8 protein-coding genes are annotated in these 12,135 nt (G+C 69.9%); 5 read left to right on the top strand and 3 right to left on the bottom strand.

Annotation, left to right across the window (positions count from 1 at the left end; translation table 11 throughout):
• Positions 1 to 53 precede the first annotated feature (53 nt).
• Complete coding sequence (locus CCN37_RS00100; protein ID WP_086818518.1) at positions 54 to 3,557, top strand: ATP-binding protein; 3,504 nt, start codon at positions 54 to 56, stop codon at positions 3,555 to 3,557.
• A gap of 51 nt (positions 3,558 to 3,608) precedes the next feature.
• Positions 3,609 to 7,031 carry a DNA topoisomerase (ATP-hydrolyzing) gene (locus CCN37_RS00095; protein WP_086818517.1) on the top strand — a complete coding sequence of 1,141 codons (3,423 nt, stop codon included), beginning with the start codon at positions 3,609 to 3,611 and terminating at the stop codon, positions 7,029 to 7,031.
• A gap of 24 nt (positions 7,032 to 7,055) precedes the next feature.
• Here CCN37_RS00095 and CCN37_RS00090 read toward each other — a convergent pair whose 3' ends face one another.
• Positions 7,056 to 7,973 (bottom strand): TIGR03620 family F420-dependent LLM class oxidoreductase, encoded by a 918-nt coding sequence (locus tag CCN37_RS00090; protein ID WP_086818516.1) that lies wholly within the window; start codon positions 7,971 to 7,973, stop codon positions 7,056 to 7,058.
• 83 nt (positions 7,974 to 8,056) lie between these two features.
• On the opposite strand from CCN37_RS00090, the gene CCN37_RS00085 reads away from it, so the two are divergent.
• Positions 8,057 to 8,599: a TetR/AcrR family transcriptional regulator gene (locus CCN37_RS00085; protein ID WP_210407804.1), complete on the top strand. Its 543-nt coding sequence runs from the start codon at positions 8,057 to 8,059 to the stop codon at positions 8,597 to 8,599.
• Between the two features lie 78 nt (positions 8,600 to 8,677).
• Positions 8,678 to 9,418 carry a VOC family protein gene (locus tag CCN37_RS41280; protein ID WP_086818551.1) on the top strand — a complete coding sequence of 247 codons (741 nt, stop codon included), beginning with the start codon at positions 8,678 to 8,680 and terminating at the stop codon, positions 9,416 to 9,418.
• Here CCN37_RS41280 and CCN37_RS00075 read toward each other — a convergent pair.
• Entirely contained in the window at positions 9,378 to 10,586 is a 1,209-nt protein-coding gene (locus CCN37_RS00075; RefSeq protein WP_086818514.1) for an RNA polymerase sigma factor, read from the bottom strand. The genes CCN37_RS41280 and CCN37_RS00075 overlap by 41 nt on opposite strands.
• A gap of 47 nt (positions 10,587 to 10,633) precedes the next feature.
• Entirely contained in the window at positions 10,634 to 10,789 is a 156-nt protein-coding gene (locus CCN37_RS39550) for a DUF6131 family protein (RefSeq protein WP_086818513.1), read from the bottom strand.
• A 423-nt stretch (positions 10,790 to 11,212) separates the two neighbouring features.
• On the opposite strand from CCN37_RS39550, the gene CCN37_RS00065 reads away from it, so the two are divergent.
• The gene (locus CCN37_RS00065; RefSeq protein ID WP_086818512.1) at positions 11,213 to 12,091 is read left to right on the top strand and encodes a winged helix-turn-helix domain-containing protein; all 879 of its coding nucleotides are present in this window, start codon (positions 11,213 to 11,215) and stop codon (positions 12,089 to 12,091) included.
• Positions 12,092 to 12,135: the final 44 nt, after the last annotated feature.

The raw sequence follows: 12,135 nt of genomic DNA, 5'->3' as shown, positions 1-12,135 counted from the left end.
TAAGCCTGCCCACCGCGCCGCAAGTCCACGCCATGACCCGGGAGAGCGACCCTGTGACTGCCGAGACCCTGTACGGGGCCGACGACCTGACGCACCTCGAAGGTCTCGAGGCGGTCCGCAAGCGACCCGGCATGTACATCGGCTCCACCGACAGCCGCGGCATCAACCACCTCTTCAACGAGATCGTCGACAACTCCACCGACGAGGGCATCGCGGGGCACGCCAGCAAGGTCGTGGTCACCCTGCACGCCGACGGCAGCGTCCAGGTCGACGACGACGGCCGGGGCATCCCCACCGGAACCCACGCACGCTCCGGCCTCTCCGGCGTCGAACTGGTCATGACCAGGCTGCACGCGGGCGGCAAGTTCGGCGGCTCCGGCTACAAGACCTCCGGCGGCCTGCACGGCGTCGGCGCCTCCGCCGTCAACGCGCTGTCCCACCGCTTCGACATCACCGTCAAGCGCGACGGCAAGGTCCACCAGATCTCCTTCGCGCGCGGCGTCCCCGGCGTCTTCGACGGCCCCGGCCCCAAGGCCAAGTTCACCAAGCAGTCCGGCCTCGTCGTCACCGGCAAGATGAAGCGCGGCGAGCGCACCGGCACCTCCAGCCGCTACTGGTACGACGCCCGCTACTTCGAGAACGGCGCCGCGCTGGACGTCGAAGCCGTGCGCGCCAAGCTGCGCAACACCGCCTTCCTCGTCCCCGGCGTCACCTACGTGCTGCGCAACGCCACCGAGGGGGGCATCGAGGAGGAGAAGTTCCACTTCCCCAACGGCCTCTCGGACATGGTCGACTTCCTCGCCCCCGGCGGCGACCGCTCCGTCTCCGGCACCCTCATCGTCAACGGCACCGGCACCTACTTCGAGAACGCCGCCGACGAGAACGGCGTCATGCGGTCCAAAGTGGAGCGTCACGCCGAGGTCGAGGTCGCCTTCCGCTGGGGCACCGGCTACGAGCGCACCGTCGAGTGCTTCACCAACACCATCCGCAACGTGCACGGCGGAACCCACCGCAAGGGCTTCGAGCGCGCGGCCGTGAAGTCCTTGCAGGAGGCCATTTCCAAGACGCGCGGGCTGCTCAAGGCCAAGGAGGACCCGCCGACCCTGGACGACGTGCTCGAGGGCATGACCGCCGTGATCCACGTCCGCCTGCCCGAACCGCAGTTCACCTCGCAGACCAAGGACGAGCTGTCCACCGCGGGCATCACCAAGGTCATCCAGGGCGTCATCGAGCGCTACATCAAGTCCTGGACCGAGGACAAGAAGACCAAGACCGAGGCCAAGACGGTCCTGCAGAAGATCGTCGACGCCGCCCGCGTCCGCCTCACCCAGAAGCAGCAGAAGGACGCCGCGCGCCGCAAGACCGCCCTCGAAGGCGCCGCGATGCCCCCGAAACTCGTCGACTGCCGCACCACGGGTGTGTCGCGGAGCGAGCTGTTCCTCGTGGAGGGCGACAGCGCCCTGGGTTGTTTTACCGGCGACACGATGGTCGCGCTGGCCTCCGGGCAGAGCCGGTCCTTCGCTGACCTGGCCGACGACTGGGCGCGAGGTGTCACGCACTTCGGCTACACCACCAACAAGGCCGGTCGTGTGGTCGTCGCCCCGCTGGTGGAACCACGGCTCACCAAGAAGGCGGCCCCGCTCGTCCGCGTCGCGCTCGACAACGGCGAGTCGGTGCGGTGCACCCCCGACCACCTCTTCCGCCTGCGCGACGGTTCCTACCGCCGCGCCGACGCTCTCGCCCCCGACGACTCGCTGATGCCCTTGTACCGCGCGCTTTCCTCGAAGGCGGCCGGCGACAAGCTCGACGGGTACGAGCGGGTCTGGATGAACGACCGCCAGGAGTGGGTCTACACGCACTACCTCGCGGACGCCTACAACCTGCGCCACGGGCTGGACAGCGCCGACAACGGCACTGTCCGGCACCACGTCGACGTCAACAAGCGCAACAACGACCCGCGCAACCTGCGACGGATGACGTGGGCGGACCACGCCGCCCTGCATGCCGCGATGATGGGCGAGCACGTCCACGCGGGCTACCGGGAGTGGCTGGCCAACGGCGGGCTGGAGTTCAAGTCCGCCATGCTGTCCAGGCAGTGGCAGGACCCCGACTTCCGCCAGGCCTGCCTCGCGCGTCTCGCAGCGCTCAACAGCGATCCGGCCTTCCGGCAGCGCATCGAGCAGGGTTTCCAGGACTGGTACTCCGCGCTGAGCGATTCCGAGCGCGCCGCCTACGCCGAGCGCATGCGCGAGCGGCAGGCGAACTACTGGGCGCAGCCGGAACACCGTGCCGCCGCTGCCGAGCGCGTTCGCGCGTTCTTCGCGGACCCAGAGCGGCGGGCTGAGTGGAGCGCTCGGTCCCGCGAGCAGTGGAACGACCCGGAGCTGCTGGCATGGCGCTCCGCGACCACCACGGCCCAGTTCCAGGACCCGGCAGAGCGCGAGCGTCAGCGCAACGCAGTCACCGACTGGCACAAGAAGCACCCCGAGTTCGGTGTGCGGCACTCCGCGCTGATGAAGCAGCGCATGGCCGACCGCGGCACCGGCCACCTCTCGAAGATCCAGGCGGGCCGGGCGCAGTACGTGGCGTCGGTGCCGCGCGAAGAGCGCGTCGCGCAGCAGGTCGACGGCCGTCGCCTCGCCGCTCTCCGTCGTCTTTCCGCCTTCGTCGGCCTGCCGGACGCGGACCTCGCCGCCGCCTACGACGCCGAGCGGGCGCGCACCGCGAAGACCGGTCTTCGGTTCGACCGGTTGCTCGCTCACTACGAGGGTGACTACGCGCGGCTCCGGGAGGCCGTGTCCCTGGCCAACCACCGCGTGGTCTCCGTCGAACCCCTCGCCGAGACGGCCGACGTCTACGACCTGACCGTCGACGACTACCACAACTTCGCGCTCGAAGCCGGTGTCTTCGTCCACAACAGCGCGCGCATGGCCAGAGTCTCGGAGTACCAAGCACTTCTGCCCCTGCGCGGCAAGATCCTCAACGTGCAGAAGGCCAATCTCGGCGACACGCTGCGCAACGCGGAGATCTCCTCCATCGTGCAGGTGCTCGGCGCGGGCAGCGGGCGCACCTTCGACCTGGCGCAGATGCGCTACGGCAGGGTGATCCTGATGGCCGACGCCGACGTCGACGGCTCGCACATCCGGACCCTGCTGATCACGTTGTTCGCCAAGTACATGCGGCCGGTGATCTCCGACGGCAGGCTGTTCGCGGCCATGCCACCCCTTCACAAGATCACCACGAAGGGCCGCAACTCGCAGACGATCTTCACCTTCACCCAGCGCGAGATGGAGACCACCGTCGCCAAGCTGGAGAAGTCGGGCAAGCAGGTCGTCACGCCGGTGCCCCGGTTCAAGGGCCTCGGTGAGATGGACGCCGACGAGCTGTGGGACACCACGATGAACCCGGCGACCCGCTCCGTCCGGCGGATCACGCTGGACGACGTGGACGCCGCCGAACAGGCGCTGGAGCTGCTGATGGGCGAGAAGGTCGAACCGCGGCGCGCGTGGCTGGTCGAGTCCGCCGCCCGCGTGGACCGCGCGGCCATCGACGCCTGAGCAGACACGACGCCTGACCCCAGAACCACAGACCACGGAGAGCGCTGAGTCATGGCACGCCGCAAGGGCCCCACCACCAAGGTCGACCCCACCGCCTTCGACAGGGCGGGCGCGCAGGTCTTCGACAACCCGGTGAAGACCGAGATCGAGGACTCGTACCTGGAGTACGCCTACTCGGTCATCCACGCCCGCGCCCTGCCCGACGCGCGGGACGGCCTCAAGCCGGTGCACCGCCGCATCCTCTTCTCGATGAACGAGCAGGGATATCGGCCGACGCACGCCTACGTGAAGTCCTCGCGCGTTGTCGGCGACTGCTTCGTCAAGGGCGCGCTGGTGTCCACGCCCGAGGGGCTGCGGCCCATCGAGGACATCGAGATCGGCGAGCACGTGCTGGACGGTCGCGGTGTGCCGGTCCCGGTCACCGAGGTCTACGAGAACCCGGTCTCGGAGCTGGTCCGCGTCACCTGGTCCAACGGGCACACCATGCTGGTGACGCCGGGGCAACGCTTCCGCACGGTTGTCGACGATGTGACAGTGGAGTGGACCGAGGCACGTGACCTCGTTGGCCGCCGCACAGTGGGTTTCGAGGCGGCCAGGACCGTGGAACTGCGCGGTGACAACGGTGACCCGTACGGCTACGTGCTCGGTCTGATCGTCGCCAAGGGCTTTGTCGCAGATGGCGCGGTTCGGGTCGAGATGTGCGACACGGCGCCGATCGACGTGCTGCACGGTTGGGCGATCGCCAACGAACTGACCGTGTCGCGGGACAAGCGCGAGGCTGAGACCTCCGATCAGCGCGATCAGCACGTCCTCACCTTCGATCGGCACGACGGCCTCCTGTCGGCGGCGAGCGCGGAGCGGGCCGTCCCGGCGTCGGTGCTCGGTGACCGATCGGCCTGGATTCCTTTCCTGGCAGGGCTTTTCGACGGTTTCGGGTATTGGGCGGACGGCGAGGTCGTGTTCGCCGGGGTCAGTGAACGTCTGCTGCGTCAGGTGTACTCCATACTGGCCGACCTCGGCGTGCCCGTGCGCCGCAAGGGTTTTGACCTCGCGGTCAGCGGACGTTCGCTCGCACCCGCGCTGACGCGCTGGGCGAAGAGCGACGATGTGTCCTCTGTGGATGGTGAGGTGGTGGCGTCCTGGCACGCCGTGGAATCGGTGGAGGCGGTCGCTCCGGACGTCACCTACGACATCCAGGTCGGCACCGACGAACACGCGTTCGTCGTTGAGGGCCAGGTGGTTCACAACTGCATGGGCAAGTATCATCCTCACGGCGACACCGCTATTTATGACGCGATGGTGCGCCTTGCTCAGGACTTTTCCCTGAATACGCCGCTCATCGACGGGCATGGAAACTTTGGTAGCCCAGACGATGGACCGGCCGCGAGCAGGTACACCGAAGCACGGATGTCGCAGGAGGCGATGCTGCTCGTCGGGGAACTCGGCGAGGACACCGTCGACTTCCGGCCGAACTACGACGGGTCGCTGAGCGAGCCGACCGTGCTGCCTGCGGCCTTCCCGAACCTGCTGGTCAACGGCACGTCGGGGATCGCGGTGGGCATGGCCACCAACATGATCCCGCACAACCTCGGCGAGGTGATCGCGGCGGCGCGCTGGCTGATCTCGAACCCGGACGCCTCGCTGGACAAGCTGATGGAGTTCATCCCGGGGCCGGACCTGCCGACGGGCGGGATGCTGCTCGGGCTGGACGAGGTGCGCAGGGCGTACGAGACCGGGCGCGGCGTGGTGCGGATGCGCGCCAAGGCGGAGACCGGGCCGCTGGAGGGCAGCCGGGGGCGGCAGGCGATCACGGTGACCGAGCTGCCCTACGGCGTCGGGCCGGAGAAGATCATCGAGAAGATCACCGACGAGGTGAACAAGTCCAAGCGGCTCACCGGGATCGCCGACGTCAAGGACCTGACCGACCGGGAGAACGGCACCCGGCTGGTGATCGAGTGCAAGGTCGGGGTGAACCCGCAGGCGCTGCTGACCGACCTGTACCGGTTGACGCCGCTGGAGCAGTCCTTCGGCATCAACAACCTGGTGCTGGTGGACGGGCAGCCGCAGACGTTGGGGCTCAAGGGTTTGCTGGAGGTCTTCCTCGACCACCGCTACGACGTGGTGCGGCGGCGGACCTCCTTCCGCAAGCGCAAGCGCGAGGAGCGGCTGCACCTGGTCGAGGGCCTGCTGGCGGCGCTGCTGGACATCGACAAGGTGATCAAGCTGATCCGCGGCAGCGAGAACGCGCAGGAGGCCAAGGACGGCCTGATGCGGCGCTTCAAGCTCTCCGAGATCCAGGCGAGCTACATCCTGGACACGCCGCTGCGCCGGTTGACCAAGTACGACAAGGTCGAGCTGGAGACCGAGCAGAACCGGCTGCGCGCCGACATCGCCGACCTCTCGCGCATCCTGGACAACGACGCGGTGCTCAAGAAGCTGGTGTCGGCGGAGCTGGCCAAGGTCGCGCGCGAGCTGGCGACCGAGCGGCACACCTCGCTGATCGACGGCGACCTCAAGGAGGTGCTGGCGGCCTCGCGGGAGTCCGGGCCGCTGGAGGTGGCCGACGACCCGTGCCAGGTGATCCTGTCCGCGACCGGTCTGGTGGCCAGGACGGCGGCGGAGTCCGAGGAAGCGTCGGAGGCGCGCAGGCGCAAGGGCCGGGTGAAGCACGACGCGGTGTCCTCGGTCGTGCACACCACGGCGCGCGGGCAGGTGCTGCTGGTGACCAACCGGGGCCGGGCCTACAAGATCGAGGTGCTGCCGTTGCCGGTGCTGCCGGAGCAGGTCGGCACGGTCTCGCTCAGCGGCGGCATGGCCTCGCGGGAACTGGTGCCGTTGGAGAAGGGCGAGAAGGTCATCGGGATCGCCCCGCTCGGCGAGCGCAGCGAGGGCTCACCGGGTCTGGCGGTCGGCACGCGGCAGGGCGTGGTGAAGGTGTGCGCGCCGGAGTGGCCCGTGCGCTCGGACGAGTTCGAGATCATCGCGTTGAAGGACGGCGACGAGGTGGTCGGCGCGAGCTGGCTGGTCGACGGGGAGGAGACGTTGACCTTCGTGTCCTCGGACTCCTCGCTGTTGCGGTACTCGGCGTCGCTGGTCCGCCCGCAGGGTGTCAAGGGCGGTGGCATGGCCGGGATCAACCTGGCCGAGGACGCGCACGTGGTGTTCTTCGGCGCGGTGAGCACCACCGACGACGAGCACGGTGAGCCGATGGTGGTCACGGCCACCGGGCAGAGCGTGAAGGTGACGCCCTTCGCCGAGTACCCGGCGAAGGGGCGGGCGACGGGCGGGGTCCGTTCGCACCGCTTCCTCAAGGGGGAGAAGGCGTTGTTCCTGGCGTGGGTCGGTCCGCGACCGGCCGCGGCGTCGGAGAACGGTTCGGCGGTCGACCTGCCCGAGCCGGACCCGCGCCGCGACGGTTCCGGGTCCCCGCACCCCGGCCCGGACGTCGTCGGCCACCTCATCGAACGGGGCTGACCGAACCCCGCTGGTCGAAGGCGGTCACACCCGGGCGGGCAGGAGGAGCCCGGCGAGGTGGCGCCACTGGTCGACGGGTGCGGTGGTGAGCCCGGCGGGCAGGGCTTGCAGGCACACGTGGTCCGCGCCCGCGGCGAGGTGCGCGGCCACGCGCTCGGTGATCGCGGAGTCGCCCAGTGCCACGAGCGCGTCGACCAGGCGGTCGCTGCCGCCGTCGGCGAAGTCGGCGTCGGTGAAGCCGAGTCGCTGCCAGCTCTCGCGGTAGGGCTTGGCGGCGAGGTAGGACGCGATGTGCCCGCGAGCCCTGGAGCGCGCCTCGTCCTCGGCGACGCCGGCGACCACGGCCTGCTCGACGATGAGCGTGCTGTCGGGGCCGAGGATCGCGCGCGCCTCGGCGGTGTGCTCGGGTGTGACGAGGTAGGAGAAGGCGCCGTCGGAGCGGTCGCGGGCGAGCGCGATCGCCTTGGGGCCCAACGCCGCCAGCACGCGCGGCGCGGTCGCCGACGAGTGCTCCAGTCCGATGAGGTCGATGAGCGGATCGGGTTCGTCGAGCCGGTCGAGGTGTGAGCGCATCTCGGCGAGCGGGCGTTCGTAGCGCAGGCCGAGCACGTCCTCGACCACGAGCCGGTGCGAGGTGCCCAGCCCGAGCACGAACCGGTTCGGGTGCGCGTCGGTGAGCGCGCGGGTCTGGGCGCGGACCGAGCGGGGGTGGCGGCCCCAGATCACCGCGATGCCGGTGCCGACCACGAGCGTGCTGGTGGCGTTGAGCAGGGTCGCGGCCTCCAGGAACGGGTCGCGGACGAGCCCTTCGCTCAGCCACAGCGCGCCGTAACCGAGCGATTCGATCTCGGCGGCGAGCGCGGCGGACTCGGCGGGTGGGCGCAGGTCGATGCCGGGCACCCACAGGCCGAGAGTGCCGATCGGGGACGGAATGGTGCTCATGGCGGGCTCCCTCGTAGAATCGGAGTGGTACTCCGGATAATACGGAGCGGGACTCCGTTTTGCGCAAGAGGGGAAGGGGGCACGTGACCGGACGCACTGACGCGCGCCGCAACCGGGCACGCCTGGTCGAGGCGGCGCGCGAGCTGTTCGACGAGGTCGGGGCCGACGCGGCGGCGATGAACGACGTGGCGCGGCGGGCCGGGGTCGGGCCGGGCACGCTCTGGCGGCACTTCCCGAACAAGGAGGCGCTGCTGGCCGAGGTCGTGGGGCAGAGCCTCGACGGCTTGGCGGAGCTGGCCGCCGACCTGCCGCGCGCCGAGCCGGAGGACTTCCTCAGGCGGTGGGTCGACGCGCTCGTCGAGCACATCACGCGCAACCGGGGCTTGGCCGCGAGCTTCATGCGGGCCGCTGAGCACGGCGAGGGCCCGCTCGGCACCCGCTGTCACGCCGTCGAGCGCGCCGCCGCCGAACTCCTCGCGCGAGCTCAGGGGCTGGGCAAAGCGCGCGCGGACCTCACCGCCACCGAGCTGATTCGCCTCGCGACGGCCGTGGCCTGGGTGAACGAGACGACGGGGGCGGCAGACGCGGCGCGGATGCTCGACCTCCTCTTCGAGGGAATCCTGTGACCCAGGTCACGTGATGGGCATGTCGAGCGGGTCGAGGTGGCTTCGACGTCCCGGGTGAACCGACCCAAGGAGGACGTCATGACCGCTCTCGGCAGCATCCTGCTCGGCAGTGCCGACCCGAAGCGCCTGCGCGACTGGTACCGCGCGGCGTTTCGCTGCGAGCCCCGCGACGACGGCTTCATCGACTACGGCGGCGTCTCGCTGCTCATCGACGGCAGGGACGACGTCGCGGCCGGGACCGCCGAGCCGGGTCGCGTGGTCCTCAACTTCCACGTGGAGGACGCGCGCGGGGTCGCCGCCCACCTCGACGAGCTGGGCGTGGAGTGGTTGGCGCGCTTGGAAGATCGCGGCCCCGGGCTGTTCGGCACGCTGATCGACCCGGACGGCAACTACGTCCAGATCATCGAGATGGGCGAGGAGTACCTGATCCACCGCGGCCTCAAGCAGCCGCGCGCCCTGCACAGCGCCGCCCCGTTCAGCGGCTTCTCGGTGGACGACATCCCGGCCGCGAAGGCGTTCTACTCCGAGGTGCTCGGCCTGAAGGTCGGCGAGGAGAACGGCATGCTCCTGCTGCACGTCGACGGCGCCCGCGTCCTGGTCTACCCCAAGGACAAGCACGTGCCCGCCGAGTTCACGGTGCTGAACTTCCCGGTCTCCGACATCGACGCGGCGGTGGACGAGCTGACCGCGCGCGGCGTGAGCTTCCTGCGCTACGAGGGCGCTCCGATGGACGAGAAGGGCATCGTGCGCGGCGGCGACGGCCCGCTGATCGCGTGGTTCACCGATCCGGCCGGGAACGTGCTGTCGGTTCTCCAGTGAGCCGAGCGACCTGCTCGTCGAGGTAGCGGCGTTCCGGCTCGCTCTCGGTGAGTTCTGCGGCCCTGCGGTAGCGGGCGAGCGCGGCCTCGTGCTCGCCCGCCTGCTCCAGCAGGTGCCCGCGCACCGCGCTGAGCCGGTGGTGCCGCGCGATCCTCGGGTCCTCGTCCAACGGGGCCAGCAGCTCCAGCCCGGCTCGCGCTCCGTCGACCATCGCGACGGCCACCGCGCGGTTGAGGGTGATCATCGGGTTGTCCGTGAGATCGGCCAACAGCCCGTAGAGCACGGCGATCTGCGGCCAGTCGGTGTCCTCGGTGCCGGGGGCCTCCGCGTGCACGGCGGCGATCGCGGCCTGTACCTGGTACGGCCCGATCACGTTGTCCTGCAAGGATTGTGTGATGAGCGCGGTGCCCTCGGCGATGAGCGAGCGGTCCCACAGCAAGCGGTTCTGCTCGGCCAGTGGGACCAGCGCGCCGTCGACGCGCGTGCGCGCAACCCGCCGCGCCTCGGCGAGCAGCATCAGCGCCAGCAGGCCGGTCACCTCGCCGTCCTCCGGCAGTCGGCCGTGCAGCGCGCGGGTCAGTCGGATCGCCTCCGAGGTGAGATCGGCGCGGCTGACCCGGTCGCCGCTGGAGGCGGTGTGCCCTTCGGTGAAGATCAGGTAGAGCACGCCGAGCACCGGCCCGATGTCCTCCGGCGCCGTGAACGCCGCGCCCCGCACCCGCTGCTTGGCGCGGCTGATCCGTTGCGCCATCGTGGTTTCCGGAACCAGGAACGCGTGCGCGATCTCCGCCGTGCTCAGCCCGCCGACGGCGCGCAGCGTCAGCGCCACCTGCGAGGTCTCCGTCAGCGACGGGTGGCAGCACAGCGCCAGCAGTTCCAGGGTGTCGTCCTCGTCCGGGACCTCGTCCGGCACGAGGGGTTCTTCGAGCGCGGCCACGGTGGCCTCGCGTCGCCTGCGCGCCTCTTCCTGCCGCAGCAGGTCGGTCAGGCGCCGCGAGGCCACCGTGATCAGCCAACCCCGGGGGTTGTCCGGGACGCCCTCACCGGGCCACTGCGTGGCCGCGGCGAGCAACGCCTCCTGTACCGCGTCCTCGGCCAGGTCGAAGTGCCCGTAGCGGCGCACGAGCGCCCCGAGGACCAGGGGAGTGAGTTCGCGCAGCCCGTCCATTCAGCGGATGGTGCCACGCGCCCCCGACAGTCGGTCGTTTCCCTGAGTCAGAACCAGTGCGCCCGGCCGCCCACGCGCCGCCCGGCCCCGCCGAGCACCGCCAGCACCAGGCCGACGACCAGCAGCGCGATCCCGATCTGCCACAGGATCGGGATGCTGGCCAGGAAGCCGACCAATAAGAGGATGACTCCGAGAGTAATCACGCTTGGTCCTCCTTGAGGTTCTGTCGTGTTCCGAGGGGTGACCGAGGCCGCGATCATCCAAACCTGGCGTCACCACCCGTTGCGGCGAACGGGTGATGCTTCGGCCACAACGGGCTACGTGGTTTGGGAAAGCGCTTACCGGGAAACGCGCCCCCGCCTGCCTGAAAAATCATTCACATTACCATTGTTTTCATTGTATTTGTTATGTATGTCGCCCTGGTTCACTACCGTTGCCGACCATTCTTCTAGCTTGAGGTGGACCTGATGCTTCGACTTCGACTGAGCGCGCGGACGCTGCAGTCGGTCAGCTTTTCCGCTGGCCCGCTGCCCATGGTCGAGGTTATTGGCGCTCTTCACCGTCTTCGTAGAATTGCCAGGAATTCTGACAAGGCGCTCTACGAGTGGAGTTTGCCCGCTGTAGCCATGCCCCTTTTCGACCTTTTCACGGCGCGCGGTGAAGTTCCCGGCTTCCTGCTGTCCGCGCGCCAGGACATCAGTGCCGCGCTCGCGGAGATCGGGTCCTGCCCGCCGTCCAGGATTCGAGCCGACCTGCTCGCGGTGTTCGCCGGTGAGCCCGCCGCGCCGTGGGTGCGCGAGCTGGCCGCCGGCTGTCCGCGCGCCAGGGCCGCGCTGCTCGCCGCGCTCAACGCCGCCTACCGCACGCTGGTCGACGCCCGCTGGCGGGAGATCGAGTCCGCGGTGCAGTCCGACCTCGCGCAGCGCGGGCACGTGCTGCTGCGGATGGGGCTCGCCGAGGTGCTCTCCACGCTGCCCGGCACGGTGCGCCACCGCGACCAGATCCTGGAGGTGGACTCGCCGGTCGAGCGGCTGCTCACCGTCGAGGGCGGGCTGAGGTTCGCGCCGTCGCTGCTGATGACCCACCCCGTGGTGCTGCCCGCCGCTCCCGGTGACGTGCCGACCGTGGTCTACCCGGCCGCGCCCGCGCCCGTGCGCTCCAGCAAGACCAGCCAGGACGTGCTGTCGGTGGTGCTCGGCGCCAGCCGCGCGGAGGTGCTGCGCGCCTCGGTGCAGCCGCGCGGCACCACGGAGCTGGCCCAGTACGCGGGCGTCAGCCTGTCCTCAGCCTCCGAGCACGCGACCGCGTTGCGCAACGCCGGACTGATCATGACTGCGCGCGCCGGCCGCAAGGTCCGGCACACCGCGACCGCGCTGGGCATGTCCCTGGTGGCCGCGTGCGAGCCGGTGGCGAACAGGCCCGTCGCGGCCTCCTCCGGCTCGGTCGAGCTGGTCGCCACCCTGCCCGACCCGATGCGCCGCGTCGCCGCGGGAAGGGCGAGGTGAGGGGCGGTCGGTGAAACCGTCCATTGTGGAGCATCGAAGGACTG

The organism is Allokutzneria sp. NRRL B-24872 (genome assembly GCF_002155965.1).
In the GTDB taxonomy this organism is placed as follows: Bacteria; Actinomycetota; Actinomycetes; order Mycobacteriales; family Pseudonocardiaceae; genus Allokutzneria.
Note: the sequence above shows the minus strand (reverse complement) of the source record. Positions and strands in the feature narration are given on the sequence as shown.